Origin of the sequence: Nostoc sp. WHI (assembly GCF_015714725.1) — a bacterium.
GTDB lineage: Bacteria > Cyanobacteriota > Cyanobacteriia > Cyanobacteriales > Nostocaceae > Nostoc.
The window spans coordinates 105130-129328 of the sequence record NZ_WBKM01000095.1; the positions used below are offsets into that span (position 1 = coordinate 105130).

The window sequence follows — 24199 nt, forward strand, 5'->3', positions numbered from 1 at the left end:
TAATTAAAGATATATTGTTAACAATTAGTAAAAAACCTGAAAAGATTGGGGGAAGGTAACTGCTATGGGTCGTGTAGGTGTCTTATTACTCAATCTCGGTGGCCCCGATAAGCTTGAAGATGTCGGGCCATTTTTGTACAACCTATTTTCCGATCCGGAAATTATTCGCCTACCATTTCGCTGGTTGCAAAAGCCCCTAGCCTGGTTTATTGCCTCGCGGCGAACCAAAACATCTCAAGGAAACTATAAGCAAATCGGTGGTGGTTCCCCACTGCGGCGAATCACAGAAGAGCAAGGTGAAGCTCTCAAAAAACAGTTGGGTTATTTGGGACAAGAAGCTAATATCTACGTGGGAATGCGTTATTGGCATCCCTATACAGAAGAAGCGATCGCACAGATCACGCAAGATAATATAGAACACTTGGTAATATTACCACTATATCCCCAGTTTTCTATCAGTACTAGTGGTTCGAGCTTCCGGCTTTTAGAAAAGCTTTGGCAAGAAGACCCAAAACTTCAAAGCATTGATTACACCGTTATTCCTTCCTGGTACAAACAACCAGGCTACCTCCAAGCAATGGCGGAACTCATAGCCCAGGAACTTGAGCAGTTTGCTAATCCAGATGAGGTTCATATATTCTTCAGCGCTCACGGCGTTCCTAAAAGCTACGTTGAAGAAGCTGGCGACCCTTACCAGCAAGAAATTGAAGAATGTACTGCCCTGATTATGCAGACCCTCAATCGACCCAATGTTCACACCTTGGCTTACCAAAGTCGCGTCGGCCCAGTAGAATGGCTTCAACCTTATACTGAAGATGCCCTTAAAGAACTAGGCGCACAAGGCGTGAAAGATTTGGTTGTCGTGCCTATTAGTTTTGTCTCAGAACACATTGAAACACTACAAGAAATTGATATTGAGTATCGGGAAGTAGCAGAAGAATCAGGAATTCACAACTTCCGTCGCGTACCTGCTCCCAATACTAATCCAGTATTTATTAATGCACTCGCAGACTTAGTGATTGATGCGCTAAAAAACCCCAGTTTTAAGCTTTCGCAAGCTGCCCAAATGAAAAAAATCGTAAAAATGTATCCCAAAGAAGGTTGGAAGTGGGGTCTAACTACCAGTGCTGAAGTATGGAATGGGCGCATTGCCATGCTGGGTTTCATTGCTTTAATCATCGAGTTGATTACCGGTCAAGGCTTCTTGCACATGATTGGACTTTTGCAGTAATGGGCATTGGGCATTGGGCATTGGGCAAAAACAGTTCCGAGTTCCGAGTTCTGAGTGAAGAAGTGAGATTCCCAACTCAGCACTCCTGAAGGGCATTGAGCATTGCACAGAGGAGAAAGACTTACGGTAAGTTTCCCTCAACTCCCCCTTTCTCCTATCCTGCTCCTTCATCTACCTTGTCCCATATGCCCTATCCCCTTGATACCAGTCATACCACTGCTTCGCGCTACGAAGTGCAAACCAGAGCAGAAGTAAAGCTATTAATCCTCCTTGCCAGGGAGCATCAAAGGCAAAAAGTACTAGAGCAATACATAAGGTATCTTGAAGAAAGACTGCCCACAACGGTAATCCGCGTAAGCGATAGAACCAACCAACTTGAACTAGCTGGAGTACCAAAGCTAACAAACCGCCAGTTAAGGCAATCAGCCAATTTGGTGTTGCTGTTGCCGTAGCTACTGCTAACCCCATAATTGCCCCCACGAGGGGAGACATTAATAACTGAACCAGTTGGAGCAATCTTTGCCCCCATAGCTTTTTGGAGGCTAATAATTCAAATAAAGACCAACAGCTGAGGCAGGCTAATAATATTGGTGGAGAAATATGAGATAAAATTGGAACTTGCGACCACAAGTTACCACCCTGCAACAATCCAATAATCAGCAGAGGTGTTCCTATTCTCATTCCTGCTGCCGCAGACGCAGAAAGTGTGGCTAAGATTTCAATCATCAAGGCACTCGAAGTACTAATACAGTATAGATAGATATTTGTTATTTATACTACCCAGAACTCACAAAAATTACAGCATTAAACTGACAATTTTCTGAAAATTTACGGATTTTTGGGTAACAAGTTAGTAGTAAGCGCTTCAGCGCTCACTACAAGCAAACTAAATATCCAGCCGTTTGTAAACCTCTTCTAAATGCCGTAGATGTTGCTGGGGGTCGAAACAGACCTCTAGTTCGGCTGGGGATAACTTTTGGGTAACACGTGGGTCTTTGCTAATCAAGTTCTGGAAATTGCCTTCCGGCTTGTTCCAAGCGGCGTGAGCGCTTTCTTGAACGATCGCATAAGCCTCATCTCGGCTACTTCCCTTGTCTATCAAGGCAAGTAGCACTTTTTGGCTGAACACAACGCCGCCGTAGCAGTTGAGATTCCGTTCCATGTTCTCAGGATAGACCAACAGGTTTTTCACTAAGTCGGTTATTTCCAATAGCATAAAATGCGTCAAGGTGCAAGCATCTGGCAAAATTACCCGTTCTACAGAACTGTGGGAAATATCCCTTTCATGCCAGAGAGCAACGTTTTCCAAAGCTGCACCGGCATGACTTCTGACGAGTCGCGCTATTCCTGTCAGCCGTTCCGAACGGATGGGATTGCGCTTGTGTGGCATTGCCGAGGAGCCTTTTTGCCCTTTGGCAAAGAATTCTTCAACTTCCAGAACGTCTGTTTTTTGCAGATTACGAATTTCCACAGCAAAACGTTCGATGGATGCCGCTACCAAAGCTAATTGTTGCACGTAGTCGGCGTGGCGATCGCGGGAAATAACTTGTGTTGAGGCCGTATCAGGTTTGAGTCCGAGTTTTTGGCAAGCGATCGCTTCTATACGCGGTTCAACATTAGCATAGGTTCCCACCGCACCAGAAATCTTACCCACGGCGATCGTTTGGCGAAGAATTCTTAAGCGTTCTTGATGTCGCAACACTTCTGCTAACCAGCCAGCTAGCTTAAAACCAAAAGTGATCGGTTCAGCGTGAATACCATGCGATCGACCAATCATCACCGTATGACGATGTTCCTGTGCTTTTTGGCGAATTACCTCAATCAAATCTTCCAGACGTTGCAACAACACATCCAGACTGGCAACTAATTGCAGTGCTAAAGCCGTATCCAGTACATCAGAACTGGTTAAACCCAGGTGAATATAGCGTCCGGCATCACCAACATATTCATTAACATTTGTCAAGAAAGCGATGACATCGTGGTGAACTACAGCCTCAATTTCCAGCACCCGTTTTGGGTCAAAATCTGCCTTGTCCTTAATTTCCTCAACCGCCTGAGACGGAATGTAACCCAATTCAGCCTGAGCCTCACAAACAGCAATTTCTACTTGCAGCCAAGTTTTTAGCTTATGGGCTTCACTCCACAAAGTAGCCATTTCGGGCAGAGTATAACGCTCAATCACAGTCCGGCACAGAATACAACCGTCATATTTTACAATTTAATTAGGGTAGATCGCTTTTTAACTCTACTTTTTGCTCAGGGACGCAATTAGTTTTCGAGTCCGAGGTGATGATACTAATGCGACCATCAGCCTCCATGTATGCAAACTTCACATCTGCTAAAAATTCCACACCTTGCTGACGTAACTTACTCATCAACTCGTCGTCTGTAATTAACTCTCGTTGCAGATGACGCTGAATCATTCGACCATTTTTTACCAGTAGCAGAGGTGGCTGATTTAGGAAACGTTGGAACTGGGGTATTTTATAACCTAACCAGTTCAGCAAGTAGCTCCAAAAAATCACAGTTCCTACCAGGATAGCGCCTTCAGTAATTGATGTATAGTTACTCGCCATAGCGTTTTGAGCAGCTTCAGCAAATAATACAACTACGAGTAAATCAGTAATTCCTAGAGTTCCTAGTTGTCGGCTAGGAAGTACGCGTAGTACTGAAAATAGTGCCAAATAGACCAATGACCCGCGAATAATCAACTCAAAGATACTGATACTAGGAATAAAGATTGCCTGCCAATCGATAAAAAACCATTTATTCATCAACATTAAGTTTCTGTCTTTATAGTATTTAAATCTCATTCATAATACGGGAAATTATCTACATAGGCTAGAACTTTCTTTTTGAACAAGCTATAGGTTTTACTCACTTTTTAATGAAAATACTTAGGATGATAAAAGTATTTCGTCCGTGATTCGAGTGATTTAAAAGCAAGGTAAGAAAACCTTGCCTTGGATATGGGCTTATTTCCTACATCAATTTAGCTATAAGCTAACTACAGCCAAGGAAAATAACGTGTATCCTTTGAGTAATTAAAAGTACTGCCTTTTTCTTCTAGATTTCAAGCGCTTAGGTTGCCTAAAAGACCGCATGAGGCGATTCATTAAGTTAGAAAATAACTGTTTATTATTTTTATTTTGCTTTTTTTCAGTAGTACCATTGCTCTTCATCTCATCAGGAGTAGAAGTTTTATCATTGAGAGGCATGGCATTTTTATTTGGGGTTATGCCACTTCCATGTCTTCTAGCATAAACCTGGGTAAATTCAGCACCGAAAAAAAGAATCTGGGCGGCGTAGTTAACCCAAGCTAAGATTACCACCAGTGAACCAGCTGCACCATAAGCTGAACCAAAACTGCCATTACCTAAATACTGTCCTAACAAAAACCTGCCGATGGAAAACAAAAAAGAGGTGAGAATAGCTCCAACTAAAACATCACTCCAAGCAATTTTGACATCTGGCAGAACTTTAAAAATTAGTCCAAACAGTAATGTAGTAATGGCAAAAGAGACGATGAAGCTGATAATTTGCCAGAGAAAATCGACACCTGGGAGTAAACTACTAAAGTATGTTACTAATGCTGATAACGCTGTACTAATTACTAGAGAAACTAAAAGTAAAAAGCCAATACCTATGACCATCGCAAAGGACAAAAAGCGTAGGCGAATCATGTTGGTAACACCGCGTCCGGGTTTCGGTTTCACTTCCCAAATCGTGTTTAGGGCATCTTGTAACTCGGTAAATAAACCAGTAGCACCTAACAACAAGACTACAACGCTAATGATCGAGGCGATCGCACCTGTTTGTGGTTTGTTAGCATTTGTGATCGCCGTTTGGATAAATTGTGCGCCATCTTTGCCGACTAAACCTTGAATTTGTCCAACGATTTGACCCCTTGCCGCCTCTTCTCCAAATACTGCGCCTGCGATCGCAATTACAATAATTAGTAACGGTGCGATCGAAAAAATCGTGTAATAAGCTAACGCCGCCGCTAACCGTGAGGCTTTATCCTCACTCCATTCCTTAAAGGTTTCTTGGAATAGCTGCCCAATTGCCTGCAAATTCATTGCGTCAGTCTCCTTTTAGGGGATGTTGCTTTGTCCCTGATATATTGGATACTGATTTGCTTAGGATCGTCATCTTCCCAAGGGAGTTTCTGAAGCGTCCTTGAGGAGGAATTTAGAACTTTATGATCACAGTACTAGCGTGGCAAGGCTAAAATGTTGCAAAAAAATTGTAGGTTGGGTGGAGGCTTTGCGTAACCCAACATCCTGATATGTGTTGGGTTGCGCTCCGCTCCACCCAACCTACATCTAACGCACTATTTTAGCTGTGCCACGCCAGTACAATGCGTTTGATTAAGCTAGAGTCTCTGTTGAGGAGTTTCTGGAAAATCTTTAGCTGTTACCACACCAAAAACTATCATTAGAAAAATTAAAGCTGTAGCTACTACGCTTAAAGTACCTTTATGCATACCATTGATAAAAAGTCAACAAAAAAAGCCTGGGCAAGTGCGATCGCCCAACCAGCAAAAGAATTTCCCGTTACGCAATTGCCAATTCTCTCTGGCAAAATTCCAGATGGTTTACGTGGCACACTTTACCGCAATGGTGTCGCACGGCTAGAACGCGGTGGCATTCACATGGGACACTGGTTTGATGGAGATGGGGCAATTCTGGCTGTAAATTTTACCCAAGGTATCGCCACCGGGGTTTATCGCTACGTGCAAACCTCTGGCTATCAAGAAGAAGCCGCAGCAGGTAAACTACTCTACGGTAATTATGGCATGACTGCACCGGGGCCAATTTGGAATCAATGGCAAAAGCCCATCAAGAATGTTGCCAACACCTCGGTGCTAGCACTTCCAGATAAACTTTTGGCGCTGTGGGAAGCTGGTAAACCCCACGCCCTCAATTTACAAACTTTAGAAACATCGGGCGAAGATGATTTAGGAGGGTTAAGCAAAGGATTAAACTATTCCGCACATTATAAGCGTGACAAGCAAACAGGGGAGATTTTTAACTTTGGTATCAGTTCTGGATTAAATGCAACGCTTAATATTTACAAAAGCGATTCCACTGGCAAAATTATCCAACAAGCCGCATACAAACTAGATGGTGTACCATTGGTGCATGATTTTATTTTAGCAGGACAGTATATTGTATTTTTCATTCCGCCAGTGCGGTTGAATATCTTACCCCTGCTAATAGGGACAAACAACTATAGTGATTCGGTAGAGTGGCAACCTAGATTAGGAACTCAGATTTTAGTTATTGATAGGGTTTCCCTATGTGTAGTCAGTCGTGGAGAAACCGAACCTTGGTATCAATGGCATTTTGCTAACGGTTATGTAGATGCTAGTGGCTCAGTAATTGTAGATATCGCCCGTTATGAAGATTTTCAAACTAACCAATATCTCAAGGAAGTAGCTACAGGTGAGACTCACACCCCAGCTAAAAGTACATTAACGCGAGTTCATCTGCATCCTCAAACGAGCAAAGTTACGTCAATTCAGCAACTATTAAACCGACATTGTGAATTTCCAACTGTACCACAGCAAAACGTCGGGCAAGCTTCTCGGTACACATATATGTCAACACTCCAGACAGGAAAAGATATTAGCCAAGAATTATTAAATGTGATCGCCCGTTTTGATCACAAAACCGAAACCCTCACCGAAGCAGACTTAGGAGAAAATCGCTATCCTTCCGAACCTATCCACGCCCAAGACATCCAAAACCCTGAGCAAAGTTGGTTGCTAACCGTTGTCTATGATGCTAATTCTCATAGTAGCGAAGTTTGGGTATTTGATAGCGATCGCCTAGATACAAAACCCGTTTGCAAACTCGGATTACCCAGCGTCATTCCCCACAGCTTTCACGGCACCTGGAACCCAGCATCATAACCCCTCCGCGTTCCTCTGCGGTTCCCTCAGCGTCCCTTTGCGTTAAAAACAAAGCTTATGCAACAAGAACAACCCCACTATTCCCTCACCGAATACCTAGAACTAGAAGTCATTTCCGAGTATCGCAATGAATATATAGATGGTCAAGTTATACCCATGACAGGTGGAACACCAAATCACAATCAAATAGCTGGTAATTTTTATGCAGCCCTCAATTTTGCTTTGAAGCAACAACCTTATCGAGCATTCGTCACTGATCAACGTCTATGGATTCCCAAAAAGAAAATTCATACATATCCTGATGTCATGGTTGTTGCCGGTTCATTAGAATTTTCTGAGGGACGTAAAGATACAATTACTAATCCCTTGATTATTGCTGAAGTGCTATCTAAATCTACCAGAAACTATGACATAGATGAAAAATTTGCGGCTTATCGCACCATACCCAGTTTTCAAGAATATGTTCTGATTGATCAGTACAAAAATCATGTAGAACAATATTCTAAAACCGACGAAAAAAAATGGATTTTTTCCGAGTATGAAGATAAGGATAATATTTTAATTCTCTCCTCTATTCAATTTCAAATCTCTCTATCAGATATTTACGATAAAGTGGAATTTGAGACTCAAGAATAATCTCACTTTCAACTTAAATGCCCATTAGCTGATCTCAACCAAAAACCGTCTCTGTGGTTTCACTAATGCCAATCCGCCGACTCATCTGCTAGAGATTTGAAAGGTTTACTCTTATATAAGAAATGCTTGCTAGAGTCTGGAGTGCTTCAATTGTGGGCATCGATGCCGTTAAAGTAGGCGTAGAAGTGGATGTGTCAGGAGGATTACCGGGAATTGTGATCTTGGGACTGCCAGATTCAGCGATTCAAGAATCAAGAGAAAGAGTCAAGGCAACTTTGAAAAATGCAGGTTTTGCCTTTCCCATGCGGAAGATTGTGATCAATTTAACTCCCGCAGATTTACGCAAAGAAGGCCCCTGTTTCGATTTGCCTATTAGTGTGGGAATTTTGGTGTGGAGGAATAATTCGGTTAAACAATTAATAATTCGGTTAAACAATTAATAATTCGGCTAAACAATTAATAATTCGGTTAAACAATAACCCTTTACAGAGTACGCTTGTATTAAGAAGATATGCGATCACTCTCAGGGGTTATTTTTATGGTTAGAGGCAGAGGAGAATGGACACAAGCCAAATTTGAGCGCTATAGAAAAGAAGGTCGTGGGCGGGGGAGCGGTAAAGACTATAAGCCCTGGATTACAATCCAAGATTTTCCCTCGAAAGGTCGGTCGTCTAGGACTCCTGGTTGGAAAACCAACCGAGTACATCATTTGTTGTCAGACCACGAAAAACGATTATTTTATTTATTCGAGTGGTCAGATGTCGTCACAGATATAAGAGAGCAATTTCCTCTAGACGACCTTGACCTAGCAATGAGTATTGCTACAGATATGGGTATAAAGTATCCTGTAGATGATAAAACTGCTACTCCTCATATCTTAACAACTGACTTCATGCTTACAGTGAACCAAAATGGAAAGCAGGTTCAGATTGCTCGAACAGTTAAGCCATCAACGGAGCTAGACAAAGAGAGAGTAGCTCAAAAATTTGAGTTAGAAAGATGGTATTACTTAACAAAAGGTATAGACTGGGCAATTGTTACAGAAAATGATATTTCAAGGTTGTTCGCAGAGAATGTTGAATGGATTCATTCTGCCTATAGATTAGAAGCAAATTCTGAGATGGATCTAGATCAATTACTTGAACTAGCAAATCTTTTAAAATCTAAGCTTCAGGAAAATGATAATACTATCAATACAATAACTGCTGCTTTAGATAAAGAAATGAATATAGAGTCTGGTACATCACTTTATCTTTTTAAGCATTTGATTGCCACCAAAAAAATCATTATAGATATGGTCGAGGCTAAAATATCTGACTGTCCCTCCAGCAAAGTTATCATAGAAATACTTGGTGAATAAATAAAATGAATGAAGATTTATTTGTCAATGACCTGATTCAATGGCAATTAAATGAAAATAATTGCTTGATTGAGAGAATTCTATGGATAGATGAAGGTTATATTATTGCTTTTGTTCTTAATATTAATTCTCAAAAAGGTTTGCCAGAACCTAAGAAAGTATCTGAAATTTTAGAAGCTATGTCAGAAGGTCTTGCATTTAAGCAAAAACAAGACCCTTGGGCAAGAATAGTTCGTGATGATAATTTAACAGACAGAGAAAAGGAGTATAGAGATAAAGCTTGGGAAATAATTTCATCTTTAATTGTACAAGAACCTTCAATATATTATAGAAATACTCGAGGTTCTCTGGTCAAGCAAGTTATTAAAAAATATAACGAAGGGAAAGAGCAAGACAAGTTAGTAGAAAAAACTATTTATGGATACATGAGACGCTTTTGGCAAAGGGGAAAAAATAAAAATGCTTTGATACCTGATTTTATGAATTCATCAGGTAAGGGTAAAATTAGAGGAAATTCGGACAAGAAAAGAGGAAGACCTAAAAAATATTCATACGACCCAGAAATTAGTGAAGGGGTTAATGTCACGGAAGAGGATAGGAAAATTTTTAGAATAGCTATTAGCAAATTTTACAATAATAAAAAGGAAAACTATTTAACAACTGCCTATGATTTGATGGTAAAAAAATATTACAAAGAAGGAATCAGATATGACGAGAATGGTGTTATAAAACCTATTTTAACTCCGGCTGAGGAAATACCTACAATTACTCAATTCAGGTATTGGTATAAAAGTGAGCAAGATGATGTCACAAAAACTTTGATATCTCGAATAGGAGCGAAGAAATTTGCTCTTGAAAATAGAGCTATTTTGGGAACCTCTAAGATGGAAACTATTGGCCCTGGCTCTCGATACCAAATTGATGCAACAGTCGGAGATGTATATTTACTCTCTAAATACAATCGTAACTGGATAATTGGTAGACCAGTTATATACATAATTATTGATGTTTTTAGTCGAATGATAACGGGTTTTTATGTCGGTTTAGAGGGGCCGTCTTGGATAGGAGCAATGATGGCTTTAGCTAATGTAGCCGTAAATAAAGTCATGTTTTGTCAGGAATATAACATTAATATTACTGAAGAAGAATGGTGTTGCAATCAAATGCCGGATGCAATTTTAGGAGACAGGGGAGAATTGGCAGGAATGGCTGTAGAGCAATTAATTCCTAATCTGCATGTTCGTATCGAAAATACAGCTTCCTACCGAGCAGATTGGAAGGGTTTAGTTGAAAGGCATTTTCGTACTATTCATGAGCATGTGAAGCCTTTTTTACCTGGTTACGTGGATACAGATTTTAGACAAAGAGGCGCAAGAGATTATCGACTGGATGCTAAATTCGATATAGACCAATTTACTGAAATTATTATTCTTTTAATTATTTGGCACAATAATAATCGTCTTAATAAATATGAACGGGATGAAGCGATGATTGCTGATGATGTACCTCCTATACCCAGAGAGTTATGGAAGTGGGGTATCGCCAATCGCTCTGGTAGACTCAGAACCTTTCCTGAAGATATAGTGAAATTGAACCTAATGCCAACTGAAAAAGCCACCATCACCCCTAAAGGCATTAAACTCAGAGGTAAGGATATGTACTATATCTGTGATCGAGCAGAAAAGGAAAAATGGTTTGAAAAAGCTAGAAGCAATATGCTCTCTAAATCAGAGAAGTCGTTAATAGTTTCCTATGATATTAGGAATCCGAATTTCATCTACCTTCCATCAGAGGATGGGAGAAATTTTGAAAAATGTTCTCTTATTGATCTAGAAGGTAGATATATAAATAAAAATTTTTATGATATTGAGTATCTGCTTGCTTATGAAGAATTGCAAAAGCAGAAAACTCAAAGTAAAACATTACAAGAAAAAGTTGATTTACTAGCAGATATAGAACATAGAGTTAGTAAAGCAGAAAACATGACTGAGGCTGCTCAGGATGAACAACTAAGTAAGAGCAAAAAAGTTGCTGGTATTAGAGAACATAAGGCTTTTGAAAAAGCTAAACGACGTGAAAATGAGGGATTTGAATTAGCAATCGAAGAAAAGCAGAGTATATCTGAGGCTTTGGATAGTGAACCGGAGAACTTAGAACAGCCAAACTCACTACAACCAAACTATCTGGATATTCTAAAGAAAAATCGCGAGGAGCATAAGCATGGAAAACAATGAGGGTGAACTTGTTAGAATTCCTAATAGAGAATTAGCAGTTATTGCCAAATACATAGATCAAAAACTTCCAGAATACAATGCCAATCCATTGATTCAAGCACTACCCCCTATTTTCTCGGCAGAAGAATTTGCAGCTAAAGTAACGAAAATACCATTTTGGGACGATCAAGACAGGAACTTAGAAAGTCATTATAGATTTCATTGCGTCGAGAGGCTATCTAGATATTTTGATCCCCAAGCTAAAACTATTGAGTTACAAAAGCTTATTTCTGTGGTAATAATGACGGGGTATCTATCTCGGAATCCTTTAAAACCTGAATATGCAAGTCGCTCAAGACAAATTTATAATGCAATAGAAGATGGAGGAGGTAAAAACTTAGAAAACTATGTTAATCTTCCTACGTCTGCTTCTGGCTTAACTTTAATTGGCTCATCAGGGATAGGAAAGACCACAAATTTTATAAATATCCTTAAGCTTTATCCTCAAGTAATTTGTCATCCTGAGTATAGTGTATACCAAATAGTTTGGTTGCAGGTAGAGTGTCCTAAGACTTTAAAGGGTTTATGTACAGATATTTTTGCAGGCATCGATAAATTGTTGGGAACTAATTTATGTCGAAAATTTAATCCAAGATACTACTCTGAAGATTATCTCCTGGCTCAACTTGCACAAGTAGCACACACTCACCATTTAGGAGTTTTAGTGATTGATGAAATACAAAATTTGGTAAATTCAACAAGGAGTCGTGCCGAAATTTTAGATTTTTTAGTAAAACTGGATAATACTATTGGAATTCCAGTAATTCGTGTTGGCACAAATGAAGCTATTAGTATTCTTCAAGGTAATTTTAGAAATGCCAGAAGAAGTACGGGAGAAGGAAGTGTAATTTGGGAAAGAATGATAAATGATGAAGAATGGTATTTCTTTATGGAAGGAATGTGGGAATATCAATGGACAAAAACACCTGTTCCTTTTTCCCATGAAATAAATGAAATTTTTTATAATGAAAGCCAGGGGATTATTGATATTGCTGTCAAACTTTACAAAATGGTTCAATGGAAAGCAATTTCACTACGTAGTGAAGAAATTATTACTGTTGATTTAATTCGTCAAGCTGCTAAAGACGGACTATATTTAGTCGAGCCAATGCTAGATGCAATTAGGTCAGGGGATAAGGAACGTATGATGAAATATAAAGATATTACTCCTGTCGATATTACACAGTATAAACAAAAATGCCTATATGAGCTTGAGTCTGTAGATTTGAAAGAGATTCGGAGATTAGCTAAGAAACAACAGACTCAGCAGAAAGTATCGCCAAAGCTAAATTATGTAATTATTGAGCTTTTGAACTTGAAAATAGATGCTCATAAAGCAAAACAATGTGCGGAACAAGTAATTTTTTCTAGCGATGAAGATTCAGACATTCCATCTTTAGTAGATAAAGCATATTTTCTTGCTTTGGGCGGAGGACAAATAAATGAGAAAGTTGTTAATACAAGTACGGAAAATACTAAATTAAAGCCAAAGTATCATGAAAATGACATTCGGCTAATTGTTGAGAATGCAAAGAAAGATAAAAAATCTGCATACGAGTATTTGAAAATGGCTGGTATAATTAAAGATCCAATCAAAGATTTTATAAATATTTAGATTTAGCTTTTTGATGCTTAGTTTTTTCCCAATCCTGTATCCTGATGAACTGTTATATAGTGGTTTAGCCAGATACCACATTCGCAGTGGTAATAGAAGTTTTAAGCAAACTGACTTAGAACTATTTGGTTACAGTTCTCAACAAGTATGCAAAGTTACTTTAACTAATAACTTAAATCATTTAGTTAATAATTTATCTTTACTTTCCCAGCAAACAATTAATAATTTACTGCAAAAACATACCTTATATCCCTTTTATGCAATTTTATTAATGCCACAAGAAGCTTGGTTATTGAAAAGCTCAATGAGTAAAAAAATCAATGAGTCTATTTTAGAGGTTGCTAAGATGACTAATGGTTCTGGTGGTAATTCAACAAAATATTTAAAGTTTTGTCATTCCTGCGTGGGAGAAGATACACAAAAGTATGGAGAACCTTATTGGCATAGATTACACCAAATCCCTGGTGTAATTGTTTGTCCCATTCATCGAATACCTTTGAATAATAGTTTAGTCCCAATAGAAACTAAAGAAATACATTATCATGCTCCAAGTGACGATAACTGTCCACTAAACACAGGCACAACAATTTACAATGATGCAACTCTACAAAAGCTATTAGTATTTGCTAATGATATTGAATGGCTGATTAATAATAATTTCACTTTTCAAGGTTTATCCTGGCTTCGTAGCCAGTATAAGACCTATTTAACTAATAAAAACTTTATAACCGTATTCTCTAAAGATAAATTTATATTTCATGAGCAAGAATTTTATAACGCAGTGTTGGCATATTACGGACAAGATTTTTTAGAAGCCATTAATCCAAAAAGAATAAAAAACCCAGACAAATATTTGAGTAATTGTCTACTTGCCTGTGACCTTAATCCAGTGATAGACCGTGTAATGCATATCTTAATAATAAAATTTTTGGCTAATTCTATTGAAGATTTTTTTAAAGCACAATAATTGTTAGCTCTTTGTTGAAAAACTAACAATTATTATGCTAAAACGCCTAAAGACATCTTATATTGAAAAGCTAAATCAGCAGGAGTGAAATTAATCACAATATTTCGTTTCTAAACGCCTAAAGGCAATCTAATATTGAAGCAGGCTTGTGGCTTGAGGAAGAGAAAGTTTTACCAAATGTGATCAACGCCTAAAGGCAATCTAATATTGAAGCAGATCCCCAGAACAACTTGCTATGATTTGTTCCGGTGGTGATCAACGCCTAAAGGCAATCTAATATTGAAGCAGGGTAATCCCTAAACTTATTGATTCATAGCTACCTCCAGGTAAGATTACAAGCACCTGCCGCAAAACATCTCGAAATTGACACACTGAAATGGTTTAACCCTTTATCTCAAGCTAAAAAAGCTTATCCTGTTAGTGTTTCAAGAGATTGCAAGCACCTTAAATCAGCTTGAAACTGCTGAATACTCCATTTAGCAAGGAACACAGATGCTTTATCCTCTTGTCCTGACTCTACAAACAGGCATCCTTGCAAAAAATGTTTGACATACTCTCTTGTTAATTGAAACAATACACCTCTGAAAAATTTTTCCGTATTGGGCAAGGTAACATGAGATGTAATTCGAGGTGAATATTATCTAAGCTGTCTGGATTACAGTCCACGATAATTCAGGTGGTTGCCTCCCCAAGGATTTTTGCAGCATATAACGCTGCCATCGTGTTCCCTGTGACCCAACGTGGTCAACCCAATAAGGTAGGGTTAGCAAACCCTCTTCATTTTGAACTAACCACTCAAACGACTGGCCTTCATATTTTTCAGAAAACATGGTAACAGAATTAACTAGATCGCGGCTCTCTCCCAAGCACAGTCCACCAAAACGGTTGATAGAAGCAGGGTTAGTCAATGCCAAATGTAGACGTTCTGGCAAAGTTGGTTTTGATTTATCTGTACCTGCAATAATCCAAACAACAAATTCGATATTCGTCAATAATTCCTGATAATCAGGTTTAATATTGCTAGGAGCGTTGATATCCAGTTTTTTGAATCGATGAAACTTCCGAATTACCGTAGATTTTTTAGGTTCAGAGAGGAGTGCAATTGCTAACTGAGTTCCACAGTGCCTATAACGATTCATCTCGCCAATCATAGAAAGCAACATCCCATACACTGTAGATGGTGGCGGTACTGGATAGGTTTCCACATACTCCCTGGCGCGAGATTGGCGAAAGCAAGCTACAGGTACTTCAACTTTCAAAGCAATTGTCGTCATGTTCTTAGCTCCTCAAAGTAACTCTAAATCTTCAGATATAACCTGTTTTAATGCTTCTACTGCGGCTTTCACTCCCGGAAAGACATTTGCTCCTAAATCTTCTATATTCTTGGAAATTGCTCCTCCTATCCATAATTCTTTTGGATCAATATCTCCAGCTTCGACACGTCGAACTAAATCTGGAACTGTGATATTTCTTCGTTCATCTTCTTCAAAGCAATATAGAAAACGAGGCGAAGAATCATGTGTCCACCGCAGTACTATACTTTCAGGGGAGAAATCATACAAAAAACGAGCATGATTTCCCGCCACTTCACCAATAGAAATCAAGCCATCTAAGACAGCATGGATGCGAGATTTATCTTTAAGGCTATCAGGTGTCAATGCAAAACCATATTGATAACGAGTGGCATGAATCTCTGTAGCATAAAGAGAATTTCGGTTTTTAATTCCACTAACAGCATTAAAGGTAATGTCTCCCATAAAGGGTATTATTGATACTGCACGAGTAACTTCTAATACACCTCGTCTAGCAATTATTTTTCCTTTAGGCTTTTGCTTGCCCTTACGTGGAGAAGTTTGCTTATCCTTACCTTTAGAAATTTTTTTGTTCTCATCTTGAGATGCTCCTTCGGACTCGCCTTCAGACTCATCTGACGCTTCCACTTTTGCTGCTTCTGCCTGCATAAATCCCAAAACATCATCATCAATGAAGCGAATATCATCAAAGTTGTGGTCTTGCATGATATGATTCGCTACTGGTTGAGCATTCTCATCCCAACGTCTATTTACCAGATAGCCAAAATTTTGCCAATAGTACCGTAATGCCCAACGAATCGCCTCAGATGAAACCGTAGTGTGAACTTCACCTTTCCAATCTAATTTTTGTAAAGGAGTTACATTACCTTCATTTTCCCCCCGATTATTAGCTGCGGTTCCGTAACTAGTCAAAATATTGCCGAACAAATGAAACATTTAAATTTTCCTAAATTGATTATTATTAATCACACAGTCTCTATATATTTGATTCTGTTGTTTTGATTTTTGGATAACTAGCAAGAGCAATAAAAGTTAAATCCTTCGCTATTTTCCAATCCATTATTCCTGAAGTTATGGATAGTATTTCATCTAAATGTTCTTGTAAAATTGGATTATGCCCTGTTTTCCCCCAAAACTCTGCAATAAATTTTCGGAAATTTACAGCATTTGTACAACGCTTTAGCTGAGATACAATGCGGATATTTTCTCTTTCAATTTGAACATATTCATCTTCCTTAGTTTGAGCATAAATTTTCGCATATCTTATTTTTAATGTTTCATGAACACATTTGATGAATAGTTTTTGAGTTTCTATATCCCATTGGGAATTAGATATCATTTTGTAAATTCCTTGATTATCATCATTACTGAGTTCCAATAAATGATTATCTTGAAGCTTTGTAGATAAATTAAACCACCAAGACAAGCTGTTTGCTAAATTGTCTGCAATTATTCCTCTAAGTATATTTGCAATAATAGGTGTTTCATTTTTAAATTTAAAATTTTGGTAGTTTGGAAAAAATATGCAACTAAGTTTATAAACTGAATTAACTGTTTCACTTGCCTGCAAAACTACTATTTCTGTACGAGTTTTTTGCTGCTTTGACCAAGCAGCCTTTCCAAATAGTATTACCTGGCATCGTCCTACTGGATTAAATGCAGTCTGTTGTACATTTGTTTCATAAGTCAAGAATCTTAATCCTGCATCTCCCAAACTAGATGCATAAAAGTAGTCAAAATCTAAGTCAGTTAAATTCCAACAATGTTGAGCATAAAGTTCTAAGTTAGTTACTTGGGGTATTACTAGGGCAAAATGAGGCTTTTCCTGTTCCAAGTGAGATCCCAAAACGAAATAGTGACAAGCAACAGGAGCAAATAACAGTGCTAAAGCCAGTTCCGGTTTTTCATGAAACTTAGTTTCTTCACGAAAAACCTCATGACGAATTACTGCTCCCGGATAAAGCCAACCTACTATACCTATTGGCTCTTGTAAAAGCTGACCTTGTTTGTTGCATAGGTGTTTTGCGAAAACTTGGTGTGCATATTCATCTACCTTTTTATAAAGGACAATAGCTTCCATTTCATCAATTAACACTGTAGATACGTTACCAGCGGATTTAAAAGACTTGTTATGCTGAAGAAACGTTCCTCTTATTCCTAGATGCTTAATTATTTTGGTTTGAATACTCCCTGTTTGAGAATTTACCCCAGGCAGGTCAATTAAACCCTCATCACTAATTTTAAATGATTGCTTCAGTAACCAGTCTAAAACTATGAAATCTTCTTCTCCATCCCAGTCAAGACTTATAGAATGAGGAGTCCGTGACCAAGTTAAATTACTAGGACGCTTTGCAGATTCAGGATATAGTTTTTCTAGTTGTCCTAGTGTCATCCATAATCCTGCTACTCCCGCAATGTGTAATCTAGTTAAGCTCGGATCACTTAGATTTAATCGTATTCTCGATTTAACTGAACTCTTCGCTATAGACATACTATGATGCTTTCTAAAACATTTTTTTGAAATACAATTAAATTTTTTCTGATTTCTAATAATTATTTTAGTGGAACGAAAAACCCACATCCCATTTTATGCTTTCCACCAATACTATATGCTTGTAAGATTAATGAATCTTCCTCACTAAGATGCTTTACTTCTAATCCGAATCCCACTAAAGTAGATTCTTTAACTTTAATAGTTCTACGTTTTGGAGTTCCATCAAAATTAGCTTGAATATTAACCGTTCCTTTAATCCCTAGTTGTTCTATTTGGCGCTGTGCTACTTTTAAAAAACTCTTGGGTTCTTGGCAACCTTTAATAATGACTATACGTGAACGCAATTTTTCTGTAGGCTGAAGTAGCTCAATTTGAGGAATACTTAATCTAATAGTATCTTCACCAATTCTGAGTGATTTTCCTGCCAGCGAATAAAATAATGGTATTTTATCCACAGGTAGGCGAATCCGTAATCTAGAATTTTGGTTGAGATGAAGTTTACCAAACTTATCAGGATTACCTGTAATACGACAAATTCTTACTACTTTTGAATCATGGAGTTTAGGTTGAAACTTAGAAATTCCAGAATACAAGTGATAGCAATGATCTATTGCTATAATCTGACCAATTGCTCTAAAACTTAAATCTGCATATATAAGCTGAAGCTGGCAGGTTAAAAATTCTTTTCTATTGGTGCAGGCTAAAGTTTCTTTATAGCAGTTATCAACAGTTAGCCTGTAATCTATTGCCATGTATTTTCCTTTTTTAAAATTCTAAAATCATTTGTTCCTTCAGACTAAGCTGGCATATTTCAATTTATCTGATAACAGATATATTAAATGCATATTACATTTTTAATTTCTTAGCCAATGTTCAATTTGTTCTATCCCTGGCTGCTCTAGGCTTATCCAGCTTATATATACAGTACGACAAACAGGATTTATCGCTACTGTGACCCAAGGACGTACAATCCGACCATTATTATCAACTATACAAATATCCATACAAGCTCTGTCTACTATGTAAGAGTTTGTTTGAAAATATTTAGGCATCAAGATATTGCTCTTTTAGATTAATAACAACTTATAACAGGTTCATCTTATTTAAAATAAGAAAATATACTGAATCTTTTAACAGTCGAATATCAACATTTATAAAAATACTAAGTGTATGATAATAAGGTAGAAATCATACACTTATACTCAATATATTTATAATCAAATGCCAATAAAATTAGCTTTTTAAGAAATATTAAATAAGCCTAATATCCTTGCTAGGCAAGCTTTATATTAAAGTTAATATTTATTTTTATGTTTTATTTTTATTTATTAAAATATTTAAAGCACTATAAACGCTATTATATTACTCCAAATAGAAAATGCTTTTTATGATGGTATAAACTAATTTTCAAGTGTTAAGACAAATTGAATTAGATATTAATTATAATTGTGTTTTAACAAAATAATAAATAATTTAAATTTAGTTTCTCGACATCAGATGCTTATCTAATAAGCATCTGAGCAATTTAAATTTGATAGTTTTATCAGGAAAGTTGCATTATTTTCCTGTTTTAAATATTGTAACTGTCACAGATTGCTAATTTAGCTTTCAAGTTAATTTTATACTCAGGGTTTGCTCAATTGATTTCATCGCTGATTGAATATCTGCATTCAGCGCATCTGCCTCAACTTTAATTACCGACACACCCTTCCCAATTTCCGTCAGAGATTTTTTTATAGTTCTGATTCGTCCCAAAGCTGTGCGGATCTGCTGAATTTGTTGTTCAACAGCAGTCACATCCAGTTCTGATTCAAAGCTACGCAATTTATTTAACCTTTGCTGGATCACCAAAAAGCGGATAGCAATGATTAAAAATGGATGAGTTGTGGCAATCCAATAACCTGACTCAGAAACACCCTCTGCCCAATCACCGATTTCCTGTGCTAATCCTTCACGCGAATAACTTAAAAAAATTGCCGAATTTGCAGAACGCCGCATCATTGCTGATTGTAAATGTTGAGTGATTGCTTGGCGACCAAAAGGTTTTGAGGGTCGTTTTCTAGCTTCAATCACTATTGACAGTTCAATTACAGCTAACGATTTACTGGTGAACTTTAGGAGAATATCGCCAGTATCCCCATCACGTCCAATATGCTCCACCTCTACTCCACTCAACTTTGACCAATTTCGCAGTTCGACAACAACTAATTCCTCATAGTTGATGCCTTTTGCAGTTGTCTGCTCAAGTACTTGTTGTGTCACTTGTTGATCTCGAATTTCTCTGGTCAGCTTTTCCACTTGTTCCGTTAATGGTTTGACAGACTCAGAAACCACATCTTTAACTGCCGCAGCCAGAGTACCATTTTCCTTAGTGGCATTTATTAATGCTGCTTTAAATGCGCCTTGAATGGAATCAGAGCGTTTAGCATCTAATAACTGACGTAATGAATTCAGAAAGCGGCCAACAACAGAAGTTTCTCTGGCGGGGTCTATTTCCTGTGTAAGCAAAGTGCTGACGCTATTGAGTTTTTCATTGAGGATGGCTGAAGTGAGATTAATTTGAGTTTGGAGTGGAGCTAATAATTGGCCATTATCTGTCCCTACTTGATTAACTAATTCCTGCTGGAAAGACTCTGCAATTACTTTGACCGACCGCTGAAACTCCACCAATAAAGATTCCATCTGCTGCTTAATTAATTCATTGCCTTGACGAGTTTGAGCAGTTTGCAAGCAAAGAAATCCTAGCTCAAAAGCATCCCGGCAAATATCCTCATATTCTGAGTGGGGAAATTGTTGTAAGTAGCTGATGGCATTTTTGAGAGGGATTGCCATGCGATGAATCAAGACATGGTTTTCTGTCAATTCAATACTGGAGGGCAGGTAATAGGAGTCATTGCTGGAGCGGTTCATGGAACAGTGGGTAGGCTGGTGACGATAAATTGCACCCTACTACCTATTTTTTATGTCAGTCAAGGTGATGAAGAAAAGTTTTGTCAATTTGCAAAAACTGAAGGATTAATTCGGGTGTTGAGGATTATGCCACTGTTCTAACAGTGGGTTAATTACTTCGGCGTTGGTGAAAAGAAAATCAGCCACAGCCATAATTCTCTGGTAAGGTAATCCAGCTTCTCGGCGGCTGGCTTGTCCACCCAACCAGTGATAAGCCGTCGATTTAGAGATGGCACAGATTTTTGCTAATTCTTCGTAACCCAATCCCCAACGATAGCTAAAATCTTGGGGGGACATGAACATTTGGTTATGCAGTTCTAGCAACTGCTCAGGTTTTTGGGCTTCAAACATGATTGCCCCGAAGCCCTTCCAATGATGAGTTATCCAGGGGTTCAATATCTTCCTCAAAAGCGAAGTCACAGCTACAGGCGTCACGAGAGGGACTGCGCTCATCTAAAAGAACCAAGTAATGTAAGCCAGTGGCAATGCAACTGGCTTGTTGGGTGTAGATTACTCCGATGACGCGGCCAAAGTCACCGTTGGGTACTTGAAACCATCGCACCCATTCACCGAGACGAAATCTCTGCTGAGGTAATTCGCTGGGAATAAGCTCTGGTAAGGCAACTGGCGGTATTTGAAGGGGGATTTCAGGCATAAAATTTTTTGCACTAATCTCTAATGTTATTTATACACTACAATTAGTTATTTATAATATGTAGACTTATCCCCTGCACTTTTTGAACATTGTGCAGTGAGTGAAAAAAATGAACTAAGTATTAAACAGCGCTTTGGCAAAGCGGTCAGACGACGTAGGCGTGAACTGGATCTTTCTCAAGAGCAGCTAGCAGAACGGGCTGAACTTCATCGTACTTACATATCCAACCTGGAAAGAGGTGAGTTGAATCCTTCGTTAGAAACTATGGAAAAGCTAGCAAACGCCCTAGACATATCCATCCCGGCAATGTTCATTAATTACGGCATTCAGGTTGAGAATGAACCACGGAAGGATTATTGAGCAGTTGCATACTGCATTTCATGATTCATCATAAAACTCAGACACTTATACATCTGAGCAGGCTATTTAATAAAGTGCCAAATTCGTCAGGAACAAACGGTAATTGCTTCTTGGTGCGCTAAGGCTTGCATTCAGCTACGATCGTGTTGAAATTTCAAGACCTTTTTTATTTAGTCCCCATCGGCGTTCGTATGCACCTTCCTTCTCTTCAGAGTGACCGAAGAGGAGTAAATCAGATAATAGTTGAACCTGGGAGTTCTGTAACTGGTGGTTCTCCCCAAGTTTCAATTTGGTTAAAGGTGTGTAGGCTGAGGGGATAAAACCGCACGCTGTCTTCTGAAACTTTCACTTGTTTATGGAGTCTTTTTCGCAGTTCATTATATTTATTTTGGTCAAGAACACATTCAAATACTGAATATTGCACTCGTTGACCATATCCTTCTAATAAATCAGACACTTTTTTGCGTCTTTTATCGCAAGGTATGTCATATACTATTATATAAAATAGCATTCAACGAATTTCATAAGGCTTATAGAGTTTGCTAGGCTGATAAACGAATTCTTTAAAAGATTTAATTTGCTGTGTCATTAAATCCCAACGAGGTTGTTTTTCTCCCTGAGAATTTTGTACTTCTTCTGACAAGCGTTGTAAAAAATATTTAATATATTTTGGGCGACCAAAGTTATTCAGATAGCAACCTCCATCATGATATTCAAAATCTTTTTGAGTATCCATGACTTTGCTATTGATTAACCAAAGTACCAGAGAATCGATAATTGGAGTGCGAAATTCTTCAATTAAATCGGAAGCAAGAGCAGCATGACGTTCTGTACCTTGATGTAGACAAGCGTAGTAAGGGTCTAGCCCCTGAAGTTCAATTAGTGTCAACAAATGATTCCAAAGGATTTGGTAGCCAAAACTCAGCATGGCGTTCACTGGATTTCCTGGGGGACGGCGGCTACGCGCTAAAAATACAAAATCGTGATTATTTAAACATTCACCGAAGGCTGAAAAATACTGCGCTGCACCAGCCCCTTCTAATCCCATCAATCGCTCTATCGTTTCAGCTTCTCCTGATTTTTGTCCCAAAACTTCTAAACTTTTTATAGCAATTTCAGTCGTTTCGGATGGGTTACGCCGTTGTTGTCTCTGTAAAAATGTACGGCTATTTTTCAGTTTGGCTTGGACAATTTTTCTAGCTGCTAACAAGCGTTCGATTGCTGTTAATTGTTGCTGATAACGAGATAATTGACGATATCCTCGTTCAATTGGCATGAGCCGACCATAGCAGTATCCCATGCGGGATAGGTAGGCGATAGGGATATTTCGCCATAGACAAGTACGAATCGCCTGGGTAGTGATTTGAGATTTACCAAATATTAGTATTTGTTCCAGCAATGGTAATTGTACTTCGCCATGAATAGTTTCTCCTTGTTTGATAATTAGGGTTTCTGCTTTGAGGCTGATATAACAACCTTGTCGGGAGACGTACAGTGTCCGCATAAAATTTCAAGATAATATCAAAGGAAAACGCTTAAAATATTGTTAGTTATTTTTTACTTTCTTTGGTCAGTTGTGACTGTTGGGAAATGATTTCGGCTTGCAACGTTTTAATTTGGGATGGTTGCAAAAAATTCACTACAGCATCACCTGCTGTAGCGTTCACAAAGCTGGCAATGGTAATCAAGATTGTATTGATGATTACTGCTGCTAGCCCCAAAGGTGCTATCAACAGGATAATTAAAGTGATAGCACCGTTGAGTAAGGCTATTCCAAGATTACGGATTAATGCAGCGCGGGAAGAGATATACATAAATTATGATGTTTGATGCTTCTTTCTTTTTTATCCATACTTCAAAAGTAGGTGCTGGTTTGAGATCCTGCTAGTGGTTTCATGCGAATGACAAATTTACTAAGTTTTTTAATTTACCTGCGGCGGGGTCGGCAAAACTTGGAAATGCCTATGTTCTCGTTGACCCTGCCGATGTCTCTCTGTACAAGGATTTCAGGGTTTTTATATTTCCTTGTAAAGGTAAAAATTTCTCTATTCACCGACCCCGCCGCAAATGGCATCTGGACATCAGACACCATAAGGGTTTAAATAAGAGGGGTCGCTTCTCTTCGGAGAAGTGGAATTAATGGAAACTAGAAATCTACCCCGTTGATTGAAGTAATAGAAATGTCGCTTCTCTTCGGAGAAGTGGAATTAATGGAAACATCTCAGAGCGGGTCATAACGCCTAAGAATTCGCAGTCGCTTCTCTTCGGAGAAGTGGAATTAATGGAAACCATTTAACTTTGAGGGCATCGTGGGTTTGTTGAGATAGTCGCTTCTCTTCGGAGAAGTGGAATTAATGGAAACTAACTATATCTTCTCCAATTACTTCAGAGATAACGTTGTCGCTTCTCTTCGGAGAAGTGGAATTAAT

Annotated in this window: 22 protein-coding genes and 1 pseudogene; 9 read left to right on the plus strand and 14 right to left on the minus strand. The window is 38.3% G+C overall.

The window, feature by feature from the left end; translation table 11 throughout:
* Positions 1-64: 64 nt before the first annotated feature.
* The gene (gene hemH, locus F8S12_RS09580) at positions 65-1231 is read left to right on the plus strand and encodes a ferrochelatase (protein WP_196516065.1); all 1167 of its coding nucleotides are present in this window, start codon (positions 65-67) and stop codon (positions 1229-1231) included.
* A 171-nt stretch (positions 1232-1402) separates the two neighbouring features.
* On the opposite strand, the gene F8S12_RS09585 is transcribed toward hemH, so the two are convergent.
* From F8S12_RS09585 to F8S12_RS09600, 4 genes are all read right to left on the minus strand, one after another.
* The gene (locus tag F8S12_RS09585; protein WP_196516066.1) at positions 1403-1957 is read right to left on the minus strand and encodes a DUF4126 domain-containing protein; all 555 of its coding nucleotides are present in this window, start codon (positions 1955-1957) and stop codon (positions 1403-1405) included.
* 160 nt (positions 1958-2117) lie between these two features.
* Entirely contained in the window at positions 2118-3413 is a 1296-nt protein-coding gene (gene purB, locus F8S12_RS09590; protein ID WP_196516067.1) for an adenylosuccinate lyase, read from the minus strand.
* Between the two features lie 40 nt (positions 3414-3453).
* Positions 3454-4005 carry a DUF421 domain-containing protein gene (locus tag F8S12_RS09595; RefSeq protein ID WP_196516068.1) on the minus strand — a complete coding sequence of 184 codons (552 nt, stop codon included), beginning with the start codon at positions 4003-4005 and terminating at the stop codon, positions 3454-3456.
* Positions 4006-4275: 270 nt separating this feature from the next.
* Positions 4276-5310: a YihY/virulence factor BrkB family protein gene (locus F8S12_RS09600; RefSeq protein ID WP_196516069.1), complete on the minus strand. Its 1035-nt coding sequence runs from the start codon at positions 5308-5310 to the stop codon at positions 4276-4278.
* A 401-nt stretch (positions 5311-5711) separates the two neighbouring features.
* On the opposite strand from F8S12_RS09600, the gene F8S12_RS09605 reads away from it, so the two are divergent.
* From F8S12_RS09605 to F8S12_RS09635, 7 genes and pseudogenes are all read left to right on the plus strand, one after another.
* Positions 5712-7148 (plus strand): carotenoid oxygenase family protein, encoded by a 1437-nt coding sequence (locus tag F8S12_RS09605; protein WP_196516070.1) that lies wholly within the window; start codon positions 5712-5714, stop codon positions 7146-7148.
* Between the two features lie 57 nt (positions 7149-7205).
* On the plus strand, positions 7206-7784 hold the full coding sequence (locus F8S12_RS09610) for a Uma2 family endonuclease (protein WP_196516071.1): 579 nt from the start codon (positions 7206-7208) through the stop codon (positions 7782-7784).
* 122 nt (positions 7785-7906) lie between these two features.
* Positions 7907-8173 (plus strand): annotated as a pseudogene (locus tag F8S12_RS09615) (magnesium chelatase domain-containing protein); the annotation flags it as partial.
* A 149-nt stretch (positions 8174-8322) separates the two neighbouring features.
* Entirely contained in the window at positions 8323-9144 is an 822-nt protein-coding gene (locus F8S12_RS09620; RefSeq protein WP_196516072.1) for a TnsA endonuclease C-terminal domain-containing protein, read from the plus strand.
* Between the two features lie 5 nt (positions 9145-9149).
* Positions 9150-11378 carry a DDE-type integrase/transposase/recombinase gene (locus tag F8S12_RS09625; protein ID WP_196516073.1) on the plus strand — a complete coding sequence of 743 codons (2229 nt, stop codon included), beginning with the start codon at positions 9150-9152 and terminating at the stop codon, positions 11376-11378.
* On the plus strand, positions 11365-13032 hold the full coding sequence (locus F8S12_RS09630; protein ID WP_196516074.1) for an ATP-binding protein: 1668 nt from the start codon (positions 11365-11367) through the stop codon (positions 13030-13032). The genes F8S12_RS09625 and F8S12_RS09630 overlap by 14 nt, the downstream gene beginning before the upstream one ends.
* A 13-nt stretch (positions 13033-13045) precedes the next feature.
* The gene (locus F8S12_RS09635; RefSeq protein WP_230967911.1) at positions 13046-13999 is read left to right on the plus strand and encodes a TnsD family Tn7-like transposition protein; all 954 of its coding nucleotides are present in this window, start codon (positions 13046-13048) and stop codon (positions 13997-13999) included.
* Positions 14000-14640: 641 nt separating this feature from the next.
* Here F8S12_RS09635 and cas5 read toward each other — a convergent pair.
* The 7 genes from cas5 to F8S12_RS09670 form a co-directional block, all read right to left on the minus strand.
* Positions 14641-15273 carry a type I-MYXAN CRISPR-associated protein Cas5/Cmx5/DevS gene (cas5, locus tag F8S12_RS09640; protein WP_196516076.1) on the minus strand — a complete coding sequence of 211 codons (633 nt, stop codon included), beginning with the start codon at positions 15271-15273 and terminating at the stop codon, positions 14641-14643.
* Positions 15274-15285: 12 nt separating this feature from the next.
* Complete coding sequence (locus tag F8S12_RS09645; RefSeq protein ID WP_196516077.1) at positions 15286-16248, minus strand: DevR family CRISPR-associated autoregulator; 963 nt, start codon at positions 16246-16248, stop codon at positions 15286-15288.
* A 40-nt stretch (positions 16249-16288) separates the two neighbouring features.
* Positions 16289-17893 carry a type I-MYXAN CRISPR-associated Cas8a1/Cmx1 gene (gene cas8a1 / locus F8S12_RS09650; RefSeq protein WP_331001377.1) on the minus strand — a complete coding sequence of 535 codons (1605 nt, stop codon included), beginning with the start codon at positions 17891-17893 and terminating at the stop codon, positions 16289-16291.
* On the minus strand, positions 17866-18558 hold the full coding sequence (gene cas6 / locus F8S12_RS09655) for a type I-MYXAN CRISPR-associated protein Cas6/Cmx6 (protein ID WP_196516079.1): 693 nt from the start codon (positions 18556-18558) through the stop codon (positions 17866-17868). Before cas6 ends, cas8a1 begins: the two co-directional genes overlap by 28 nt.
* A gap of 856 nt (positions 18559-19414) precedes the next feature.
* Positions 19415-20716 carry a hypothetical protein gene (locus F8S12_RS09660; protein WP_196516080.1) on the minus strand — a complete coding sequence of 434 codons (1302 nt, stop codon included), beginning with the start codon at positions 20714-20716 and terminating at the stop codon, positions 19415-19417.
* 105 nt (positions 20717-20821) lie between these two features.
* Entirely contained in the window at positions 20822-21106 is a 285-nt protein-coding gene (locus F8S12_RS09665) for a helix-turn-helix domain-containing protein (RefSeq protein WP_196516081.1), read from the minus strand.
* The gene (locus F8S12_RS09670) at positions 21099-21410 is read right to left on the minus strand and encodes a hypothetical protein (protein WP_196516082.1); all 312 of its coding nucleotides are present in this window, start codon (positions 21408-21410) and stop codon (positions 21099-21101) included. The genes F8S12_RS09665 and F8S12_RS09670 overlap by 8 nt, the downstream gene beginning before the upstream one ends.
* A 96-nt stretch (positions 21411-21506) precedes the next feature.
* On the opposite strand from F8S12_RS09670, the gene F8S12_RS09675 reads away from it, so the two are divergent.
* Positions 21507-21770: a helix-turn-helix domain-containing protein gene (locus F8S12_RS09675; protein ID WP_196516083.1), complete on the plus strand. Its 264-nt coding sequence runs from the start codon at positions 21507-21509 to the stop codon at positions 21768-21770.
* Between the two features lie 232 nt (positions 21771-22002).
* On the opposite strand, the gene cas2 is transcribed toward F8S12_RS09675, so the two are convergent.
* The 3 genes from cas2 to csx18 are packed head-to-tail and all read right to left on the minus strand — an operon-like array spanning position 22003 to position 23584.
* Positions 22003-22281 (minus strand): CRISPR-associated endonuclease Cas2, encoded by a 279-nt coding sequence (gene cas2, locus F8S12_RS09680; protein ID WP_196516084.1) that lies wholly within the window; start codon positions 22279-22281, stop codon positions 22003-22005.
* Entirely contained in the window at positions 22282-23274 is a 993-nt protein-coding gene (gene cas1 / locus F8S12_RS09685; RefSeq protein WP_196516085.1) for a CRISPR-associated endonuclease Cas1, read from the minus strand.
* A gap of 46 nt (positions 23275-23320) precedes the next feature.
* Complete coding sequence (csx18, locus tag F8S12_RS09690; RefSeq protein WP_196516086.1) at positions 23321-23584, minus strand: CRISPR-associated protein Csx18; 264 nt, start codon at positions 23582-23584, stop codon at positions 23321-23323.
* Positions 23585-24199 lie beyond the last annotated feature (615 nt).